Annotated in this window: 21 protein-coding genes; 14 read left to right on the forward strand and 7 right to left on the reverse strand. The window is 64.8% G+C overall.

Annotated features, from left to right (window positions below; translation table 11 throughout):
* Positions 1-17 precede the first annotated feature (17 nt).
* Positions 18-1,985 (reverse strand): methyl-accepting chemotaxis protein, encoded by a 1,968-nt coding sequence (locus IVA79_RS10790; RefSeq protein ID WP_247552659.1) that lies wholly within the window; start codon positions 1,983-1,985, stop codon positions 18-20.
* Between the two features lie 169 nt (positions 1,986-2,154).
* On the reverse strand, positions 2,155-3,120 hold the full coding sequence (locus IVA79_RS10795; protein ID WP_247552661.1) for a glyoxylate/hydroxypyruvate reductase A: 966 nt from the start codon (positions 3,118-3,120) through the stop codon (positions 2,155-2,157).
* 141 nt (positions 3,121-3,261) lie between these two features.
* Here IVA79_RS10795 and IVA79_RS10800 point away from each other — a divergent pair, with 141 nt between their 5' ends.
* The 4 genes from IVA79_RS10800 to IVA79_RS10815 all read left to right on the forward strand — a co-directional run bounded on the left by IVA79_RS10800 (position 3,262) and on the right by IVA79_RS10815 (position 6,024).
* Positions 3,262-3,630 carry a YciI family protein gene (locus tag IVA79_RS10800; RefSeq protein WP_247552663.1) on the forward strand — a complete coding sequence of 123 codons (369 nt, stop codon included), beginning with the start codon at positions 3,262-3,264 and terminating at the stop codon, positions 3,628-3,630.
* Complete coding sequence (locus IVA79_RS10805; RefSeq protein ID WP_247552665.1) at positions 3,627-4,910, forward strand: RNA polymerase sigma factor; 1,284 nt, start codon at positions 3,627-3,629, stop codon at positions 4,908-4,910. Before IVA79_RS10800 ends, IVA79_RS10805 begins: the two co-directional genes overlap by 4 nt.
* Positions 4,911-5,040: 130 nt before the next feature.
* Positions 5,041-5,580 carry an SRPBCC family protein gene (locus IVA79_RS10810; RefSeq protein WP_247552667.1) on the forward strand — a complete coding sequence of 180 codons (540 nt, stop codon included), beginning with the start codon at positions 5,041-5,043 and terminating at the stop codon, positions 5,578-5,580.
* A 30-nt stretch (positions 5,581-5,610) separates the two neighbouring features.
* A complete protein-coding gene (locus IVA79_RS10815; RefSeq protein WP_247552669.1) occupies positions 5,611-6,024 on the forward strand; it encodes a VOC family protein in 414 nt (137 codons plus the stop codon).
* Between the two features lie 108 nt (positions 6,025-6,132).
* Here IVA79_RS10815 and IVA79_RS10820 read toward each other — a convergent pair whose 3' ends face one another.
* The 3 genes from IVA79_RS10820 to IVA79_RS10830 form a co-directional block, all read right to left on the reverse strand.
* Positions 6,133-6,489 carry a hypothetical protein gene (locus IVA79_RS10820; RefSeq protein ID WP_247553002.1) on the reverse strand — a complete coding sequence of 119 codons (357 nt, stop codon included), beginning with the start codon at positions 6,487-6,489 and terminating at the stop codon, positions 6,133-6,135.
* 560 nt (positions 6,490-7,049) lie between these two features.
* Entirely contained in the window at positions 7,050-7,487 is a 438-nt protein-coding gene (locus IVA79_RS10825; protein ID WP_247552672.1) for a hypothetical protein, read from the reverse strand.
* 127 nt (positions 7,488-7,614) lie between these two features.
* Entirely contained in the window at positions 7,615-8,403 is a 789-nt protein-coding gene (locus IVA79_RS10830) for an SDR family oxidoreductase (protein ID WP_247552674.1), read from the reverse strand.
* A gap of 295 nt (positions 8,404-8,698) precedes the next feature.
* On the opposite strand from IVA79_RS10830, the gene IVA79_RS10835 reads away from it, so the two are divergent.
* From IVA79_RS10835 to IVA79_RS10850, 4 genes are all read left to right on the forward strand, one after another.
* Complete coding sequence (locus IVA79_RS10835; RefSeq protein WP_247552676.1) at positions 8,699-9,103, forward strand: YciI family protein; 405 nt, start codon at positions 8,699-8,701, stop codon at positions 9,101-9,103.
* Positions 9,104-9,157: 54 nt separating this feature from the next.
* Positions 9,158-9,523, forward strand: a complete 366-nt coding sequence (locus tag IVA79_RS10840) for a hypothetical protein (protein WP_247552678.1) — start codon at positions 9,158-9,160, stop codon at positions 9,521-9,523.
* Positions 9,524-9,651: 128 nt separating this feature from the next.
* A complete protein-coding gene (locus IVA79_RS10845) occupies positions 9,652-10,392 on the forward strand; it encodes a TetR/AcrR family transcriptional regulator (protein WP_247552680.1) in 741 nt (246 codons plus the stop codon).
* 120 nt (positions 10,393-10,512) lie between these two features.
* Complete coding sequence (locus IVA79_RS10850; protein ID WP_247553004.1) at positions 10,513-11,004, forward strand: DUF2852 domain-containing protein; 492 nt, start codon at positions 10,513-10,515, stop codon at positions 11,002-11,004.
* Between the two features lie 150 nt (positions 11,005-11,154).
* On the opposite strand, the gene IVA79_RS10855 is transcribed toward IVA79_RS10850, so the two are convergent.
* Positions 11,155-12,318, reverse strand: a complete 1,164-nt coding sequence (locus tag IVA79_RS10855; RefSeq protein WP_247552682.1) for an acyl-CoA desaturase — start codon at positions 12,316-12,318, stop codon at positions 11,155-11,157.
* 316 nt (positions 12,319-12,634) lie between these two features.
* Between IVA79_RS10855 and IVA79_RS10860 the strand changes: the two genes are divergently transcribed.
* On the forward strand, positions 12,635-13,402 hold the full coding sequence (locus IVA79_RS10860; protein WP_247552684.1) for a serine acetyltransferase: 768 nt from the start codon (positions 12,635-12,637) through the stop codon (positions 13,400-13,402).
* Between the two features lie 129 nt (positions 13,403-13,531).
* Positions 13,532-13,789 carry a hypothetical protein gene (locus IVA79_RS10865; RefSeq protein WP_247552686.1) on the forward strand — a complete coding sequence of 86 codons (258 nt, stop codon included), beginning with the start codon at positions 13,532-13,534 and terminating at the stop codon, positions 13,787-13,789.
* Between the two features lie 146 nt (positions 13,790-13,935).
* On the opposite strand, the gene IVA79_RS10870 is transcribed toward IVA79_RS10865, so the two are convergent.
* Positions 13,936-14,454, reverse strand: coding sequence for a DUF2231 domain-containing protein (locus IVA79_RS10870; RefSeq protein ID WP_247552688.1), 519 nt, complete (start codon positions 14,452-14,454; stop codon positions 13,936-13,938).
* A 559-nt stretch (positions 14,455-15,013) separates the two neighbouring features.
* Between IVA79_RS10870 and tolQ the strand changes: the two genes are divergently transcribed.
* Genes tolQ through tolB form a run of 4 tightly spaced genes read left to right on the forward strand, consistent with a single transcriptional unit; the run spans position 15,014 to position 18,574 of the window.
* Entirely contained in the window at positions 15,014-15,730 is a 717-nt protein-coding gene (tolQ, locus tag IVA79_RS10875) for a protein TolQ (protein WP_028138400.1), read from the forward strand.
* Positions 15,731-15,773: 43 nt separating this feature from the next.
* Entirely contained in the window at positions 15,774-16,223 is a 450-nt protein-coding gene (tolR, locus tag IVA79_RS10880) for a protein TolR (protein WP_220008967.1), read from the forward strand.
* A gap of 3 nt (positions 16,224-16,226) precedes the next feature.
* Positions 16,227-17,186, forward strand: coding sequence for a protein TolA (locus IVA79_RS10885; RefSeq protein ID WP_247552691.1), 960 nt, complete (start codon positions 16,227-16,229; stop codon positions 17,184-17,186).
* A 41-nt stretch (positions 17,187-17,227) separates the two neighbouring features.
* The gene (gene tolB / locus IVA79_RS10890) at positions 17,228-18,574 is read left to right on the forward strand and encodes a Tol-Pal system beta propeller repeat protein TolB (RefSeq protein WP_247553006.1); all 1,347 of its coding nucleotides are present in this window, start codon (positions 17,228-17,230) and stop codon (positions 18,572-18,574) included.
* Positions 18,575-18,678 lie beyond the last annotated feature (104 nt).

Here is an 18,678-nt window from a genome sequence, read left to right on the forward strand (position 1 = left end):
GTCGTCCCGGCGTCCAATTACGCCGCGCGAATCTGCCCTAGGAAGTGGTCCACCTCGTCCCGCAGCCGCTGCGACTGTTTCGACAGCTCGATCGCCGAGCCCAGCACTTCCTCCGCCGCCGTGCCGGTGGCGGCGATGCCGTCGGTGACGCCGGCGATGTTCTGCGAGACCTCGCCGGTGCGGGCGGCCGCCTGCTGGACGTTCTGTGCGATCTCCTGCGTCGCCGTGCCCTGCTGGCCAACGGCTGCGGCGATCGCGGCGGAGATTTCGTCGACCTCTCGGATCGTCGCGCAGATCGACTGGATGCCGTCCACCGCGCCTGATGTCTCGCCCTGCACCGCCGTGACCTGGGCGCCGATCTCCTCGGTCGCCTTCGCCGTCTGCGTCGCCAATGCCTTGACTTCGGAAGCGACCACGGCAAAGCCGCGGCCGGCTTCGCCCGCGCGGGCCGCTTCGATCGTTGCATTCAGCGCCAGCAGATTGGTCTGGCCGGCGATGCCATTGATGAAGGAGACGACGTCGCCGATTTTCTGTGCGGCCTCCGCGAGACTCTGCACGCGCGCATTCGACTGCCGGCCGTCGCTGGCGGCCTTGCCGACCACCTCGGTCGCGTGGGCGAGGCGCCGGCTGATCTCGGTCATCGACGAGGACAGTTCCTCCGCCGCTGCCGCCACGGTCTGCACGTTCTCCGAGGCCAGCGCCGAGGCGGACGATACCGCGCCCGTTTGCTGTCGGGACTGCTCGACGATGGCCGACATCGAGCGCGCCGTATGCTCCATCTCGACCGCAGCCGAGGACACGGTGGTGACGACGTCGCGGATGCTGGCCTCGAAATTGTCGGCAAGCGCGGCAAACGCACGCCGCTTCTCCGCTTCGGACTGCGCCTTGGCTTCCAGCTGCTCGGCCTGGAGCTTGCCAAAGTTGACGGCGTTGTCGCGGAACACCGCGACCGCCTTCACCATCGCTCCGACCTCGTCATTCGCCTTGCTGGCGGGGATCGCGACGTCGAGCCGGCCGTCCGCGAGCTCGCGCATGACGGAGGTGATGGAGAGGATCGGCCGCGAGATGCTGCGGGCGATGAGATAACCGACGATGGCGGCAAGCACGAGCCCGATCGCGGCGATCGCGAGCGCGAGCATCCAGGCGCGGTCGGCCGAAGCTTCGTAATCGGCATTGTCCATCACCAGCTCGACGGCGCCGAGGGCTTTTCCGGAAAAATCCTTGATCGGTGCGAGCAGCGCTGCGACCGGGGTATTGTCGAGCTTGGCCTGCTTCACGGTGAAGCTGCCTGCGGTGGCGCGGCCGTAATCGGCCGCGTCGAAGAAGCTCTTGCCCTTCAGGGTGCCGCCGAACAGCTTGAAGCCCGAGCCGTCGGCGAGATGGAAGGCGACGTCGACGTGGCGATTGGTCTTGAAATCGTCGAGGAAGGACTGGCCGAAGGTCAGGCCGAATTCCACCGAGCCGAGATGCCTGCCGGCTTGCGCGATCGGCACCACGCCGCGAATGCCGAGCCCGGCGACGCCGCCTTCGAGGCCGACCACGACCTTGCGATCCTGGTTGGCGACGACGACGGTCTTGCGGAAACCGGAGAGGTCGTCGCCGAACTTGGCAGGCTGGTGCACGCGCAGGAACGAGGTCGCCGGCGCCACGTGGAACTGGAACTGCTCGACACCGTATTCCGACTTGGTGGCGGCAAAGACCGGCCCGAACAGCCCGACCAGGGCGTTGCGGTCCTGCTTGGCCATCGCATCCTGCGTTGCCGGCATCGCGGCCACGACCGCGCTCATGGCGGAGGCGCGGTGGGATTCCTCGGCGATGCGCGACTGAAGCGCATCATAATGGCTGCGCAGCTCGCGCTGGTCGGCGCGGTCGATGATCCCCGCGATGATCCACATCGCGCCGAGCACGGCAAACAGGGCAGTGGCCGCCGCCGTCACCGCCAGGGCAACCGTGATCCGCATCCTGAGGCCGAGGCTCGCGCGCATGTCCGACTCGTTGTTTGAGCGTTGGTTAAGAACGCCTATCAACTTCTCGCTAAGAGAGGGTGAACGAGACACCGGCGGAGCGCAGTGGTTGTGGTGAGCTCCTTGCCAAAACCACAGCTGTCGTCCCGGCGAACGCGGGACGGTACCGCGTATGTAGAGCTGGCGAGGCCTAATACCCCCTTGCCCGATCCACCACGTTCTCCAGCGCACCGCCGGCCTCGAACCGCGCGATCTGCTCGGCGACATAGGCTGAAATCGCGTCCGCATCGGTGTCGGCGGCGTTGTGCGGCGTCAGCACCACCCTGGGATGGGTCCAGAATCGGCTGTCCGCTGGCTGCGGCTCCTGCACGAAGACGTCGAGCGAGGCGGCGCCCAGCGTACCGTCGTCGAGGCAGGCCAGGATGTCGGCCTCGTTCTGGAGGCCGCCGCGGCCGGCATTGATCAAAATCGGCGCGCCGAGCGGGCCGTTGCGATTGAGCTTGGTGAAGACGTCGCGGTTGAGGATGCCGTGCGTCTCCGGCGTCAGCGGCAGCAAGCAGACCAGGATATCCGTCGCGCGCAGGAACGCATCGATCTGGGCTGCGCCATGGAAGCATTCGACACCATCGATCGCGCGGGGGCTGCGGCTCCAGCCCGCGACGCGGAAGCCGAGCCGCCGCAGCACGTCGGCGGCATCCGCCCCTAACGTGCCAAGCCCCATGACGCCAACCGTGACGGCACTCGCCGGCCATTGATATTTCGGCTCCCAGCGCTTCTCGCGCTGCGACTGCCTGAGATAAAGCTCCTGGCGGTGATGCATCAGCACGTGCAGCACGACATATTCGGTCATGCGGCCGGTCAGATCGGGCACGGCGACGCGGACCAGCGGCACATTTGGCAGGCTCATGTCCGCCATCAACGCATCGACACCGGCGCCGAGATTGAAGATCGCCCGCAGATTGGGGAAGGCGCCGAGATCGCCCGGCACCGGCTTCCACACCGTGGCATAGTGCACCTCGGCAGGATCGAGCGAGGAATTGGGCAGCAGCACCACGCGGCGGCCGCCACAGACCGCGTCGAACCGAGCCTTCCAGCGCTCCGGCAGCCAGTTCTGCTGCGTGCTGTTGATGAGGACGGCCAGTGTGCCCATTGTCATTCGAAGTGCCTCGTCGGGTTCCGTTCAAGAAGAGCCCTCCTTGGCACGATCTGTCGGATTTTTCTTGCAAATTTTTTCCGCAGTCCTGTCGGGGCGGGGCATATTGGCGCGTCTTTAGAACAGACGAGGAAAGTGTCGCCTATGCTTTATGCCATCCTTTGCTATCACGATGAGGACTTCGTCGGCTCCTGGAGCAAGGAGCAGGACGAGGCCGTGATGAAGAAGCTCGCCGTGGTGCAGGAGAAGCTCACGAGCCAAGGCCGGCTCGGGCCGGTGGCACGGCTGCTGCCGACCACGGCGGCTGCGACCTTGCGCAAGGAAGATCCGCCGCTGGTGCTCGACGGTCCCTATGCCGAAACCAAGGAGCAGCTGCTCGGCTTCTACATCGTCGATTGCAAGAATCTCGACGAAGCGCTCGACGTCGCCCGCGACCTCGGCGCGGCCAATCCCGGCGGCGCCTATGAGGTGCGTCCCGTCGGCGTGTTCCGGCCCGGAGGAAACTTGTCGTGAACGAGGCCGACACCGCCTGGATCGAGACCGCGCTGACCTCGGCGCGACCCCAGGCGGTCGGCGCGCTGCTGCGCTATTTCCGCGATCTCGACACTGCCGAGGAGGCGTTCCAGAATGCGTCCCTGCGCGCGCTCAAGTCCTGGCCGCAGAACGGGCCACCGCGCGATCCTGCGGCCTGGCTGATCATGGTCGGCCGCAATGCCGCCATCGACGAGGTGCGCCGGACCCGCAAGCAGCAGCCGCTGCCGGAGGACGATCAGGCGATCTCCGATCTCGACGACGCCGAGGGCGCGCTGGCCGAGCGGCTCGACGGCTCGCACTACCGCGACGACATTTTGCGCTTGATGTTCATCTGCTGCCATCCGCAATTGCCGGCGACGCAGCAGATCGCGCTCGCGCTGCGCATCGTCTCGGGCCTGACCGTGAAGCAGATCGCGCGCGCCTTCCTGGTCTCGGACGCGGCGATGGAGCAGCGCATCACCCGCGCCAAGGCGAAGGTCGCGGAGGCGGGGACGCCGTTCGAAGCGCCCGGCGCGGTCGAGCGCTCCGAGCGGCTCGCCGGTGTCGCGGCGATGATCTATTTGATCTTCAACGAGGGCTATTCGGCGAGCGGCGACACCGCGGAGATCCGCAAGCCGCTCTGCGAGGAGGCGATCCGGCTGGGGCGCCTGCTGCTGCGGCTGTTTCCGAGCGAGCCGGAGATCATGGGGCTCACGGCGCTGATCCTGCTGCAACATGCGCGCAGCGCCGCGCGCTTTGCCGCGGACGGCTCGCTGATCCTGCTCGACGACCAGGACCGCTCGCTGTGGAACGGCACCATGATTGCGGAAGGGCTTGCGCTGATCGACAAGGCGATGCGCCACCGCCGCAGCGGGCCCTATCAGATCCAGGCCGCGATCGCCGCGCTGCATGCCCGCGCGGCGACGCCGGAGGAGACCGATTGGGCGCAGATCGACCTGCTCTACGGCGCGCTCGAAGTTGTGCAGCCCTCGCCGGTGGTGACGCTCAACCGCGCCGTCGCGGTCTCCAAGGTGCGCGGGCCGCAAGCCGCGCTCGAATTGATCGAGCCCTTGGCGCCGAAGCTCGCCAACTACTTCCATTTCTACGGCGTGCGCGGCGCCTTCCTGATGCAGCTCGGCCGCAACGACGAAGCCCGCATCGCCTTCGATCGCGCCATTGCCCTGGCCAACACCTCGGCCGAAGCCGCGCACATCCGCATGCATCTCGACCGCCTGATCCGTGACAGCCAGCCGAAGAAGGAAAGCGCGAAGGCGAAGTGACACGCGAGACCATTTTCCACCGTCATGCCCGGCCATGACGTGGGGGCCGGCAGTCTGCCAAAAATTTCCCGTCGTCTTGTCGACCGGGGCCACTCCCGTTCGTCCTAAGCCCGTATCCACGGAGCCCCTCATGCTGAAAGCCATTGCCGCCATCGCCGTCGTGTTCGCCGTCGGCCTGGCCGGTGTTCTCGTCTTTGCCCTGACAAAACCCGACACCTTCCGCGTCGAGCGCAGTCTCGCCGTGAAAGCGCCGGCGGAGGCGATCTATCCGATCGTCGCCGATTTTCGCCGCTGGACCGCCTGGTCGCCCTATGAGAACCGCGACCCCGCCATGAAGCGGACTTTCGGTGGAACCGCTGAAGGCAAGGGCGCGACCTATGCCTGGGACGGGAACAACAATGTCGGGGCCGGCCACATGGAGATCCTGGAGGCGAGCGGACCCTCGAAGCTTCGGATCAAGCTCGATTTCGAGCGGCCGTTCGAGGGCCACAACACCGCCGAGTTCACCTTTGTGCCGCAAGGCGATGCCACACTGATCACATGGGCGATGTATGGTCCGGCCCCGTTCCTGTCCAAAGTGATGCAGGTATTCATCAACATGGACAGCATGATCGGCAAGGATTTCGAGGCTGGCCTCGCCAGCCTGAAGAAGCTTACCGAGAAGCAATAAGCCTCACGACCAGCGAAAAGGAGAGAAACGATGCTCAATCCCTATCTGTTCTATCAGGACAATTGCGAAGCGGCGTTCAACTATTACGTCAAGGTTCTCGGCGGCAAGATCGATGCGATGTTGCGCGCCTCGGACGCACCGCCGGAGATGCCCGCCACGCCAGGGCGCGAAAAGACGATCATGCACGCGCGGATGACGTTGCCCGACGGCAGCGTGCTGATGGCTTCCGACGCTCCGCCCGAGCATTTTCACAAGCCGCAGGGCTTCTCGGTCTCGCTCACGGTCAAGGATCCCGCCGATGGCGAGCGCAAGTTCAACGCGCTCGCCGAAGGCGGCGCCGTCACCATGCCGTTCAGCAAGACGTTCTGGGCCAAGGGCTTTGGCATGTGCGTCGACAAGTTCGGCATTCCCTGGATGGTGAACTGCCCGGCGGAAGGAATGTGAAGCGTGCGATCGCGCGCATGATTAGTTGACCTGCAGTCCCCTCTCCATTTTGCTGGAGAGGGGACGCATCGGTTCAATGCGTCATGTCCGGATCAGTCGTGAGCGCGCTCACTGGACCGATCCGGTCACCTCCGCATCGGGCGGCGGCGATTGCACACAGCTGGGGCAGATCACGAGCTTGGTGCCGAGCCGCTTGTCGTTCTCCGCTTCGATCTCGTCATGTACCGCCCACCAGGCCTCGGAGTAGGGCCGCAAGGTGCCGAGCACGCGTTCCCGCTCCTGATTGGGATCGCCCGCCACTTGCGCCGGGGGCGTTGCGCGCCGCTTCGCGATAGGAGGGCGGTTCGAGCTTTTGTTGGGATCTTGGCCGAGGCCATCCCAAGCGATCGGACGACGCTCCTGCGCGACTGCGCATCCCATGAGCGCTGCGCAAAAAGCGAGCAAGACGAAGGCGTGTCGTATCATGCCGGACCCAAAGTTCGGTGCGCGATACGCAAGCGCCGCGTTGGAAACGCGCATCGCATGGACAAATGGAACTTAAGGCAAACAAAGTTTGGCCGGCATGGCCGAGACGAACGTTACGATTCGCATCACTTTGCGCAATCAGTGAGGCCGCATCGTGAAACTGTGCGGATCGCAACGCACAACAATTGGCGCAATATTGGGCTGTAATCTGCACGTCAGAATCGTTATTGGTGATTCATAAAATCTACAAACTGGGGTGGACGTCACTTGTAAGGGGAGCGACCGATGGCGGCGGCGCTGCAGATCAATTTTGCCCTTTGGGGGATGCTTATCTGCGCCAGCATCAAGCTGGTGCCGGTGATCCAGACTCTCTACTGAAGGCAGCCATCGCATTGAAGGCAGCCTTGGCGTGATGGCGCAGGGCCCCGGTGCGCGCGTGGTGCGAGCACCAGGGAACCTGCCTTATGGCCTGGGCCTGCCACGCCAAATGCCCAAATGCCTTTGGAGTGACGCGTTCACATCACTCGTTCGCGTTACATGAGTGGCGGCTGCCAAATTCGTCAGCGGCAGCGCGGATAGATCGCAGCGAGATCACGGCCCTTGAGCAAGAGCAACCGCGCGGTGAGGCCGCCACGGCGGCTGATCCAGTCGCGTACCGGGCCGGGATAGGCCGCAAGCACCGTGACCGATGCTTCCGGCTCGGCATAGAAGCGACCGCGCCGGTCCACCGAACGGGCCGCATGGAAGCCGAGCACGGCGCGCTTGGTGACGCAGATGCGCTCGCCCGGCACGATGCTCAGCACCAACGTGCAGGCAGACAGGCAAGGGCCGTCGATCACCACGCGCTCGCCGCTCTCGCGCACCTTTTCGAACAAATCGAGGAACGGCCCGACCTGCCCGCCCGGAGACTGGATGATCCGGATTTCGGCGGCTGCTGGCGTGACGGCGAGCAGTGCGCATGCAAGCATCGCGGCTTTGAGCAATGAGATGCGTCGCATGAAGCCTCCACCGATTCGATTTTCGTAGGGTGGGCAAAGCGCAGCGTGCCCACCGTAGTCACCGCAAATCCGGAAGAAGTGGTGGGCACGGCGCGCACGCGCCTTTGCCCACCCTACAATTTCGTACCTACCCGTTGCGGCGTTGACCGCGCAGCGTCGGCAGGCCGATGCCTGCCGCATCGAAACCGCCGTCGACGGCCAAAATCTGTCCGGTGATGTAGCTCGCATTCGCCGAGCACAGGAAGTAGATCGCTTCCGCAAGCTCCTCCTCGAGGCCGTAGCGGTTGAGCGGAATCGCGTCGTGATAGTCGGCGCGGATCTCCTTGGTGTGCACCTGCTTCGCCATCGCCGTGTCGACCGGCCCCGGCGCGACCGCGTTGACGCGGATGCCGAGCGAGGCGAGCTCGACCGCAAGCTGCTTGGTGAGGTGCGCCAGCCCCGCCTTGCTGGTGCCGTAGGCCGAGCGCAGCGTCGAGGCGCGCACCGCCGAGATCGAGGTGATGTTGACGATGGCGCCGCCATTGGCCTCGCGCATCAAGGGCACCGCCGCCTTGGTGCAGAGGAACGGGCCGGTGAGGTTGACCTCGAGCACGCGCCGCCAATCGGTCTCCGACGTCTCCATCAGCGGCGCGAACACCGCGATGCCGGCATTGTTGACGAGCGCATCGAGCCGGCCGAACCGCCGCTCGATCGCCGTCATCGCAGCGCTCACGGCGGCTGGGTCCGAAACGTCGCAGGTCAGCGCCAGCGTCGCCGCGCTTTGGTCGATGTCGGCGACCGCCCGGCCGAGCAACTCGCCCTCGATGTCGAGCAGCGCCACGCGCCATCCTTCGGCCAAAAACTTCTTCGCGGTCGCAAGCCCGATGCCGCGCGCGGCTCCGGTGACGAGGGCGGCTTTTTGCGGAGCTGGCGGCATTGTCTGATCGGTCCTGTGTCCGAAGAGGGGGCGGCGCGCGTGAGCGCCGGAGCCCTTTTACTTCGGTTTCGTTCCGACAAGAAAGCCTCGAGCCGAACCTATCGAGCCCGACCGGACCCCGAATGCCTCCGCCGCCGTCGCTTTGGCGGCCCCCAAATATTTCTAGGCGCCGCTGTCGGTTTGGCGAGAGGTCATTCGTCTTGGAGGAGAACGCGGGCCGGCTGATCGCATCCCCGGGGGAACTCTCACGGACTTCGTCGCGCCCCGGAATGACAGCGAGTAACGAGGAGCTCCCATGCGATTCATGATGCTGATGATCCCGCTCGGCTACGAGAGCGCGCCGCCGGACGTTCAGCTCGATCCCGAACGTGTCGCGGCGATGATGCGCTACAACGAGGCGCTGAAGGATGCGGGCGTGTTGATCACGCTCGACGGCCTGCATCCGCCGTCGATGGGTGCACGGGTTTCGTTTGCGACCGGCGAACCCATTGTCACCGACGGCCCATTCGCCGAGGCCAAGGAAGTCCTGGGCGGGTATTGGATGATCGAGGTGGCCTCGCGCGCCGAGGCGATTGCCTGGGCAAAGCAGTGCCCGGCCTCGCCGAACGAAATCATCGAGATCCGGCAGGTGCAGGAGATGGCCGACTTTCCGCCTGACGTGCAAGAGGTCGCAGCCGGATTCGACGATCTGAAGAAGTAGCCGGCCGCCGGAAAATTCGCAGCTAGCGTCAATCAATCAACAACGGAGAGAGCGATGAGCACCGAACACAAATTCCTCGCCGTCTATCTCGGCAGCGTGAGCGGCCAGAAGATGAAGGCTTGGCATGCGCTGCCCGAGGCTGAACGGAAAGCAAAGGAGCAGGAGGGCATGGCCGCCTGGCACGGCTGGGTCGAGAAGCATAAGGACGTCATCGTCGAGATCGGCGGCCCACTCGGCAAGACCCGCAGGATCGACGCGAATGGCATCACCGAGATCAGCAACGCGCTGACCGGCTTCACGGTGGTCCGCGCGGCCTCGCAGGAGGCGGCTGCAAAACTGTTCGAGAACCATCCGCATTTTGCGATCTTCCCGGGCGAGGCGATCGAGGTGATGCCCGTGCTGCCGATTCCGCAGATGTAGCTGCGGAAGAGGCCAATCCCGGGCGCGATGCCGTCGCTCCGACCCAGCGTCAGCCGTGGAAGTACGGGTTAATCACGCCCTATTCCCGCTAGTGACCTTCGCGCCCAGCTCATGTAAAGGTCGTTCACATGAGCTGGCGCAAGGAGCAGCGCCGCGCCGAGCGCGGCTATCACCACGGCAATCTGAAGGAGGCCCTGTTGCAGGCCGCTCTCGGGTTGATCGCCGAGAAGGGCGCGGCCGGCTTCACCTTCGCCGATGCCGCACGCATGGCCGGCGTCAGCGCGGCGGCGCCCTATCGGCATTTCCGCGACCGCGACGAACTGCTGTCCTCGATCGCCCAGCGCGGCTTCGAGCAGTTTGAGTCGCGCCTGGCTGCGGCCTGGGACGACGGACGCCCCGACACCGTCACCGCGTTCGAGCGTGTCGGCAAGGCCTATCTGGCCTTCGCCCGCGAGGAACCCGCCTTCTACAACGCGATGTTCGAATCGGGCGTGCCGGTGGATGCCAATCCCGCACTCCAGGCCGCCAGCGAAAGCGCATTCAACATCATTCGCGCCGCAGCCGAGCGGCTCGCGGCCCTGACGCCGCCAGGCACGCCGCGGCCACCGGCGATGATGATGGCCTTGCACATCTGGTCGATGGCGCATGGCGTGGCCTCGCTGTTCTCCCGCGGCGATGCCGCGCGGCGAAAACTGCCGATGTCGCCGGACGAGCTGTTGGAGGCCGAGGTGCTGATCTATCTCCGCGGCCTCGGCTTCCCGACCGACCGTCGTCCCGCAGGCAAGAGCGCCGAGCCGCCGCCGGTGCCACCGGAAGCGTCCTCCGGTTCAGGCGTGCCTCCAGGTGGACCCTGGGGCAAACCGAAATAAAATTACGCAAATGATCACGCGGGCGTGTCAGGCGACCGGCTTGACAAAATCGCGGAATGGGCTAGCTATGTAAATGTTATTTACATTCACAACGGCGCAGATGCCGTGATGGAGATGGAAATGGCCTACACCGCTGATGTCAATCGATGGCGCGGCCCCACTGACCAATACCAACAGTACGAGCGCCCTCGCATGCTCGATACGCCCTGGCATCCTGGCTGGATCGCCGTGACCATCCTCGGCTTCATCATCTGGTGGCCGATCGGACTTGCCCTTCTCTTTTTCACACTCGGGAGCAGAAGAATGTCGTGCTGGAGCCACCAGGATCGCTGGCAGAACAAGATGGAGCGGATGCAGTACAAGATGGATCGCATGCGCGGCCGCATGGAGCGCAGTGGCTTCGGCTTTGGCTTCGGCCCGCCGTCCTCCGGCAACCGTGCCTTCGACGAGTACCGCTCCGAGACGCTGCGGCGCCTTGAGGAGGAGCAGGTCGAGTTCAGGAACTTCCTCGATCGTCTGCGTCACGCCAAGGACAAGGAAGAGTTCGACCAGTTCATGGCGCAGCACAAGACGCGTCCGACCCCGCCGCCGACCGATCAGCAGCAGGGCTGACCTTCAAGGCTGACACATCTCAAAGCCTTCAGGCGCATGCCCCCAAAGTCCTGATGGCCCCGAGCCGCCCGTCTGCGCAACAAGCAGGCGGGCGGTTTGGTTTTTGGGGAGGCGCGCCTCGCTAAGGCAGCGACGGCTGGATCGCCTTCGTCAGCGCACTGTCACGAGCTGCGCGCGCACCGAAGCGAGGAAGTGCTCGTAGGCGTGATCCACGATCTCGTTGAGCGACCGCGTTCGCGCGAAGATCGCCTTGGCCTCAGCGAGAAACTCCTCGCGCGTCGGGATCCTCGGCAGATGCAGATGGGTCAGCGCGTCGACGCCGTCATGCGCGCGATTGAGGATCTCGTGCAGCGTCGGCAGTTGCAGCTGGGCCAGGTCGGCCCGGTGCAGTGCAGATGAGATCGCGTGCGCCACGGCCTGTGCATCGAAACGTCCGGCAAGCTGGTGGGCTGCCCGATTGATGACCCGGGCGCCGAGCGGCTGCTCGTTGCGCAGCACCTGTTCGGGCGGCGCCTTCATGTTCCAGACGACGCCGATCCACGACAGCACTTTGAGGACGTAATAGGTGACGTCGACTTCCCACCAGCGAAAGCCCTGGCGCACGCTGCTCTGGTAGGCGTGGTGATTGTTGTGCCAGCCTTCGCCGAGGGTGAGCAACGCCAGCAGCCAGTTGTTGCGGGAATCGTCGCCCGTCACGTAGCGCTTGCGGCCGTGCACATGGGCCAGCGAGTTGATGCAGAAGGTGGCGTGATAGAGCAGCACCGTGCTCCACAGGAAGCCGACGACCAGACCCGACCATCCCGCAACCAGGAAGCAGAGCGCCGCAAGTACAGTGGCCGGCAGAAGCTCGAGCCGATGCAGCCACATCAATTCCGGATAGGCCGCGAGATCGCCGACCTTCACCAGATCGGTCGTGTCGTGCTCGCGGTAAAAGATCCAGCCGAGATGGCTGTACAGGAAGCCGCGCTGACGCGGCGAATGCACATCCAGTTCGGTGTCGGAATGCAGATGGTGATGTCGATGCTTGGCCGCCCACCACAACACGCTCTTCTGCGCGGTGCTTTGCGCAAGGCAGGCCAGGATGAATTGAAACACCCGGCTGGTCGCAAACGCGCGATGCGAGAAGTAGCGGTGGTAGCCGGCGCCGATCGCAAACATCCGCAGGCAATAGAGTGAGACGCAGATCGCGACCGCCGGCCAGGTGATGCCTGACCAGATCGCCGCAAAGCAGCCGAGATGGACCAACACGAACGGCACGGCGGAGGGATACATGATGTCGTCGTGGTGGTCGTCGGCGGGCGCGTTAGGCGACATGTCTTGGCGTGACCTCAGAGGTAACGGGAATCCGGGATTCGCGTCGGCAGCACGGAGGGCCGCCGGGTACGAAAAACCCGCGGATGGCGGACCACCGCGGGGGTTTGAACGAACTGCTTTGCCTGGGCATCCCCGGCCAAAGCAGCATCGGCCGAAAACTCGACTGACTATATATGGTCGCGGATGCCCGGCACGCAACCACGTAGCCTCACGGGGAGCTCCAGCGCGGTGCTCAGGTAGCGTCGTGCCGCTCACGGCATGGTGCAACGGGGTCCCCACGGGCTATATTTGAAGCTCCAAAACATCGGAGGCGGCGATGACGGCAGCTGTGACCGCGACGAGCGATAGCCTCTGGCAGAGGATACGCGACGAGGCGCGACTTGCGGTCGCATCCGATCCCGTCTTCGGCAAGCCGCTCGCTGAAGCTGTCCTCGCCCATGACGGCTTTACGGCGGCTCTGGCCGATCTCATCGGGCGCAGGCTTGGCGGCAGCCTCGCCGAGCAAACGCGCTTCTCGGCCTTTTCGCGCGACGCCTTTCGCCACGCGCCGGAATTGATCGAAGCGTCCGGTCGCGACCTGCAGGCCATCGCGCGCAGCGATCCGGCCATCGCCGGCCTGTTGGCGCCGCTGCTGCATTTCAAGGGCTATGTCGCGCTGCAAGCCTGGCGCGTCTCGAACTGGCTCTGGCGTCATGATCATCGCGATGCAGCGCTACTGTTTCAGAACGAGGCGTCGAACGTGTTGCAGGTCAGCATTCATCCGGCGGCCAGCATCGGCTCGTCCGTCTATCTCGACCACGCCACGGGCATCGTGATCGGCGCCAATGCCGTGATCGGCGATGAGATCACCATCCTTCAGAATGTCAGCATCGGCCGCAGCAGTGAGCTGCCGGCGCGCTCGCCGCGCATCGGTCGCGGCGTCTTCATCGGCGCCGGCGCGACCATTTTGGGCGATATAAGGATCGGCGAATTCGCCAGGATCGGCGCCGACACGGTCGTGACCTCCGACGTTCCCGGCGGCTGCACCGCGGTTGGAAATCCAGCGCGGCTGACCAATTGCCCCGAGCCGGCCTCGGCGGCATGACGCGCCTGCAACGGCGACGCCGTGGTCCGGGGTAGCCTGTCAGAAAAACCCGGGCCCCTTAGAACCTGGTCGCGATGAGGCCCGACCAAGCCTCAACGGCGTTTTTCGCCTGTGCCGACGGGTACGACCATGACCACCGCTGAATGTAAGCAGACCAGGCAACGCATCGCGCTGTTCGCGCGTGCCTCGGACCTGTTCGACCAGTTCGGCTGCTCGCTGCCGCTCGCGATCGCGCTTCTCAATGGCTGGCCGACCGAGGTCAAGACCTATCAGGAATTCGTGGAAAGTGGCGCCTGGCACCTCTTTCTGAGCGGCGCCCTCTATTTCCTCGCCGCCTTCGCGCTCAGGCGCGCGGTCTCATTTGCGGCAGCGGGTCTGGCGCCATGATCCTACTGCGCGATTTCGCACTCTTCGTCCTGCCCGTGCTGATCGCGGCGGGCGGATGGCTGTATGCGCTCAGCTTGCGCCGGCGGAGGCGCCCGTAAGGCGCCGCTAGCGTCGCCGAGATCGGTCTTCGGCAACGCGCGCTGGATTCAGGCGGCGCGGCGGTGGCTCTCGCCGCCATGATCGGGCGTGACCGGCTCCGAGCTGGTCTGGCCCGGCGCATCCAGCACCGCAACGTGGTACCGGTAGACCATCTCCCAGCCCTTCCACCCCGTGAACAGGAGAATGCCGACCACGATCAGCGACAGCACCACGCCCCACGGCTTGATCGCGGCCTCCGCGCCTTGCGCGTAGCGGAGGTAGAAATTGACCAGGGCGAGCACGACCGCGGCGAGATTGCCGACCATGTGGTACCAGGCATCATTGAGGCGGCGGATGCGGGGCTCGTTCAAGAAGTCCGTAAAGCCGGCCGCGGCCGCAACGAGCGCCATGACGATGCCGGCGCCGATCAGCCACATCGCGGCTCTCGCCCAGAAATTGTCGCCGGTTCCAATGAAGGCCAGATCGGCGATGGGCGCGCCGACCAGACATGCGACGGGGAAGGGGATGAGCATGGGGTGGAGCGGGTGATCGCCGATCGCGGCGGTCGTCTTGGGGTTGATGGTCATGGCAGGACCCTCGCGGAAAGTGATTTTCGGGACAATTTTCCGGAAGAAGGGTGGTTCCTCGGTCGCGCCGTGCACGCGGAACTCTCGTGCCCTGAACGCAACGCAGCGCCCCTTTGGCGATGCGTTGCAGAGCCGGGGTCCATCTCTCCGCGTTGCCCGCCGGCTTCTGTTGGATCCCGGTTCTGCACCGCAACGCGAAGAGGTGTTGCGGCGCGCCCGGGACACCGGCCCCCTCCAACCGCCTGTGCCGCTTACCTTTCCCGCAGCCAAATTCACCCCTGGTAACCTCGCATTAACCAACGGCGGGCTCTGGTAAGGGCGGACAGTCGCGCCCAAAGCGTAAAGCCGAGGCCCGTCAAGGCCCGGGGCCAAAGGCCCATAGTTTTGACATCTTGGCAGGGAATGCAGACGGCCGGCTTTGGACGAGCCCCTGCACCCAGAAAGACAAGGCTTTGAGCGGGCTTGCCGGCCGCGCCGGTTCTAGCGCGGCCATCGGGGAACCGGCAGCCATTTGCTGGCCGGCACATCGGGTAACGATCGCCTTGAGAGGATACTGCTTATGAATCCGGCCGACGTGGCTCAGTCAGCCCTTCCGGTTGCCGCTTCCGCGGACGTGTCGCTGATTGCGCTGTTCTGGCAGGCTCACTGGATCGTGAAAGCGGTGATGCTGGGGCTGCTGGCTTGCTCGGTCTGGGTCTGGGCGATCGCCATCGACAAGATCTTCCTGTTCGCCCGCACCCGCCGCTCGATGGACCGTTTCGAGCAGGCGTTCTGGTCCGGTGAATCGATCGAGGAGCTCTATCGCACGCTTTCGGCCAAGCCGACGCACTCCATGGCGGCCTGTTTCGTCGCGGCGATGCGCGAGTGGAAACGCTCGTTCGAGAGCCATGCCCGTTCGGTCGCGGGCCTGCAGATGCGCATCGACAAGGTCATGAACGTCTCGATCGCGCGCGAGGTCGAGCGGCTGGAACGCCGCCTGCTGGTGCTCGCCACCGTCGGCTCCGCCGGCCCCTTCGTCGGCCTGTTCGGCACGGTCTGGGGCATCATGTCGAGCTTCCAGTCGATCGCGGCGTCGAAAAATACCTCTCTGGCGGTGGTGGCGCCGGGCATCGCGGAGGCGCTGTTTGCGACCGCGGTCGGCCTTATCGCCGCCATTCCTGCCACTATTTTCTATAATAAGTTCACCTCCGAGGTGAACCGGCAGGCCCAGCGGCTCGAAGGCTTCGCCGATGAATTTTCCGCCATCCTGTCGCGTCAGATCGACGAGCGGGGCTGACGGACGGCATGTATAGTGTGAAGGGCAATTTGGGCACGCGATCATGGCGATGAACGTTGCGAGTTCGTCCGGCGGCGGCGGGCGCCGAGGCCGGCGCAAACCCGTCGTGGCCGAGATCAACGTCACGCCGATGGTCGACGTGATGCTGGTGCTGCTCATCATCTTCATGGTGTCGGCGCCGATGCTGACGGTCGGCGTGCCGCTCGACCTGCCGCAGACCCAGGCCAAGAGCCTCGAGAACAACGACCAGAAGCCGATCCAGATGTCGGTCGACATCAAGGGCAAGGTCTTCATCAACGATTCCGAGATCGCGATCAACGAGCTGGTGCCCAAGCTGAAGGCGATCACGGACGCGCGCGGCGGGCTCGAGGAGCGCATCTATCTGCGCGCCGACAAGAAGGCGGATTACGGCACGGTGGCCAAAGTGATGGGCCTGTTGTCCGGCGCCGGCTTCAAGAAGCTCGCCCTCGTCACGGAAGCGGATCAGGGATAGGCCGTGAAGGTGAACGTCGACAAGACACTCGTTGCGTCGATTGCCCTCCACGTCCTCGTGCTGGGATGGGGGCTCGTCACCTTTAGCAGCAAGGCCTATGTCGCACCGGAAGAGTCGCTTCCCGTCGACATCATCTCCACCGACCAGCTCGCCAAGATGATGGCGGGGCAGAAGACCGGCAAGAAGGAAGAGCCGAAGCCCAAGGTCGAGAAGATCGCGGAGCCCAAGCCCGAGGACGACGCCGTCGGCAAGGTCACCGAGAAGAAAGAGCTGATCAAGACCAATTCGCAGCCCGAGCCGCCGCCGAAGCCCGTCGAAAAGCCGATCGAGAAGAAGCCCGAGCCGCCGAAGCCGGTCGCCGAGGCCAAGCCGAAGGAAGAGCCGAAGCCGCAGGAAAAGAAGCCTGATCCGGCCAAGGAAGATCCGATCGCCGAGCTGCAGAAGAAGCTGGACACCAAGAAGCCGCCGCCCAAGCCGGTGGAGCAGAAGGTCGCGGCGGTGCAGCCGCAGCAGCAGCCGAAGCCCAAGGAGCGCAGCTTCGATCCCGCGCAGATCCAGCGCGATCTCGACAAGCGCGCTGCGACCCGGCACGAGCTCACTGGCTCAGCGCTGAATGCGTCAGCGGCGTTGGGAGCGGCGACCGGGACTGCCGCCAACAACGTCGCGACGTGGCGTGGTGCATTCCAGGGCGCGGTCAAGCGCTGCTTCACGCCCACCTATAACGGGCAGGATGCCGATCAGTACGAGGCCGACATCGACATTCCCATGAAGATCGATGGATCGCTGGCGTCCGAGCCGATCGTCGTCGCGGTGAGGGGACCGTCGCGGTCGATCGCGCAAGCGGTGGCGGAGAGCGCCAAGCGCGCCATCGTGCAGTGTCAGGTCTATTCGTTCATGCCGAAGCAGCAGTACGAGAGCTGGAAGCTCATTCCGATGACTTTCGGCCTGAAAGATATGTTGTGACATCCGAACAAAAGAATTTTGCAATGAATGACGTCCGATCGATGAACCGCCGCCGCTTTATGACCCTGACCGGATCGACACTCGCGATGCTCGGGGGCGGCAGTGCCTTTGCCCAGGGCCAGCCGCGCCTCCGCATCGATCCCACCGAATTCCAGCCGATCCCGATCGCGATCACCAATTTCCTGCCGGGCTCGCCGTCCGACGGCGATGTCGGCAACGGCGTCACGCAGGTCATCACCAACAACCTGAAGCGCTCGGGCCTGTTCGCGCCGATCGACCAGGCCGCCTTCATCGAGCGCATCAACAACATGGACGTTGCGCCGCAATTCCAGAACTGGAAGACCATCAACGCCCAGGCCCTCGTCACCGGCCGCATGACGCGGCAGCCGGACGGCAGGCTCAAGGCCGAATTCCGCCTGTGGGACGTAATCAACGGCCAGCAGCTCGCCGGTCAGCAATATTTCACCTCGCCGGAATATTGGCGCCGCATCGCCCACATCATCTCCGACCAGATCTATGAGCGGATGACCGGCGAGAAGGGCTATTTCGACAGCCGCGTGGTGTTCGTCGACGAGACCGGCCCGAAGGAGCGCCGCGTCAAGCGGCTCGCGATGATGGATCAGGACGGCGCCAACGTGCGCTACCTGACCCGCGGCTCCGACCTCGTGCTGACGCCGCGCTTCTCGCCGAACTCGCAAGAGATCACCTACATGGAGTTCGGCCAGGGCGATCCGAAGGTCTATCTGTTCAACATCGAGACCGGCCAGCGCGAGATCGTCGGCAACTTCCCGGGCATGACCTTTGCTCCAAGGTTCTCGCCGGACGGCCAGCGCGTCATCATGAGCCTGCAGCAGGGCGGCAACTCCAACCTGTTCGTGATGGATCTGCGCTCGCGCTCGACCACGCGCCTCACCGACACGCCGGCGATCGACACGTCCCCGTCTTACTCGCCGGACGGCGCCCGCATCTGCTTCGAATCCGATCGCGGCGGCCGGTCGCAGATCTACGTGATGGCCGCGGGCGGCGGGCAGGCGCAGCGGATCTCCTTCTCCAAGGACGACACCAACGCCAGCTATTCGACGCCGGTGTGGTCGCCGAAGGGCGACTACATCGCCTTCACCAGGCAGGGCGGCGGACAGTTCGCGATCGGCGTCATGAAGCCGGACGGCAGCGGCGAGCGGCTGCTCACCTCCGGCTTCCACAATGAAGGCCCGACCTTCTCGCCGAACGGCCGTGTGCTGATGTTCTTCCGCGATCCCGGCGGCAACGGCGGACCCTCGCTGTACAGCGTCGACATTTCGGGACGCAACGAGCTGAAGGTGCCGACGCCGGGCTTCGCCTCCGACCCGGCATGGTCGCCGCTATTGTCCTCGACCGCGGGCCAATGATCGCGCGCTCGCAGCGTTCAATGTTGTCGAAAGAAATGCACAGATTTTTTCGGCTTCGGTGAGGAAAGCAAGCTTTCCTTCACCTTGAGCCCGGCAGGGCTTGC

Origin of the sequence: Bradyrhizobium sp. 138 (genome assembly GCF_023074075.1) — a bacterium.
In the GTDB taxonomy this organism is placed as follows: domain Bacteria; phylum Pseudomonadota; class Alphaproteobacteria; order Rhizobiales; family Xanthobacteraceae; genus Bradyrhizobium.

Excerpts from the sequence above, each read along its gene's own strand:
- IVA79_RS10795 (WP_247552661.1), bottom strand. The coding sequence starts at position 3,120 with ATGACAATGGGCACACTGGCCGTCCTCATCAACAGCACGCAGCAGAAC.
- IVA79_RS10835 (WP_247552676.1), top strand. The coding sequence starts at position 8,699 with ATGCGATTCATGATGCTGATGATCCCGCTCGGCTACGAGAGCGCGCCG.
- tolQ (WP_028138400.1), top strand. The coding sequence starts at position 15,014 with ATGAATCCGGCCGACGTGGCTCAGTCAGCCCTTCCGGTTGCCGCTTCC.
- IVA79_RS10860 (WP_247552684.1), top strand. The coding sequence starts at position 12,635 with ATGACGGCAGCTGTGACCGCGACGAGCGATAGCCTCTGGCAGAGGATA.
- tolR (WP_220008967.1), top strand. The coding sequence starts at position 15,774 with ATGGCGATGAACGTTGCGAGTTCGTCCGGCGGCGGCGGGCGCCGAGGC.
- IVA79_RS10865 (WP_247552686.1), top strand. The coding sequence starts at position 13,532 with ATGACCACCGCTGAATGTAAGCAGACCAGGCAACGCATCGCGCTGTTC.
- IVA79_RS10840 (WP_247552678.1), top strand. The coding sequence starts at position 9,158 with ATGAGCACCGAACACAAATTCCTCGCCGTCTATCTCGGCAGCGTGAGC.
- IVA79_RS10810 (WP_247552667.1), top strand. The coding sequence starts at position 5,041 with ATGCTGAAAGCCATTGCCGCCATCGCCGTCGTGTTCGCCGTCGGCCTG.
- IVA79_RS10800 (WP_247552663.1), top strand. The coding sequence starts at position 3,262 with ATGCTTTATGCCATCCTTTGCTATCACGATGAGGACTTCGTCGGCTCC.
- tolB (WP_247553006.1), top strand. The coding sequence starts at position 17,228 with ATGAACCGCCGCCGCTTTATGACCCTGACCGGATCGACACTCGCGATG.
- IVA79_RS10820 (WP_247553002.1), bottom strand. The coding sequence starts at position 6,489 with ATGATACGACACGCCTTCGTCTTGCTCGCTTTTTGCGCAGCGCTCATG.
- IVA79_RS10850 (WP_247553004.1), top strand. The coding sequence starts at position 10,513 with ATGGCCTACACCGCTGATGTCAATCGATGGCGCGGCCCCACTGACCAA.
- IVA79_RS10815 (WP_247552669.1), top strand. The coding sequence starts at position 5,611 with ATGCTCAATCCCTATCTGTTCTATCAGGACAATTGCGAAGCGGCGTTC.
- IVA79_RS10870 (WP_247552688.1), bottom strand. The coding sequence starts at position 14,454 with ATGACCATCAACCCCAAGACGACCGCCGCGATCGGCGATCACCCGCTC.
- IVA79_RS10845 (WP_247552680.1), top strand. The coding sequence starts at position 9,652 with ATGAGCTGGCGCAAGGAGCAGCGCCGCGCCGAGCGCGGCTATCACCAC.
- IVA79_RS10825 (WP_247552672.1), bottom strand. The coding sequence starts at position 7,487 with ATGCGACGCATCTCATTGCTCAAAGCCGCGATGCTTGCATGCGCACTG.
- IVA79_RS10830 (WP_247552674.1), bottom strand. The coding sequence starts at position 8,403 with ATGCCGCCAGCTCCGCAAAAAGCCGCCCTCGTCACCGGAGCCGCGCGC.
- IVA79_RS10855 (WP_247552682.1), bottom strand. The coding sequence starts at position 12,318 with ATGTCGCCTAACGCGCCCGCCGACGACCACCACGACGACATCATGTAT.
- IVA79_RS10790 (WP_247552659.1), bottom strand. The coding sequence starts at position 1,985 with ATGCGCGCGAGCCTCGGCCTCAGGATGCGGATCACGGTTGCCCTGGCG.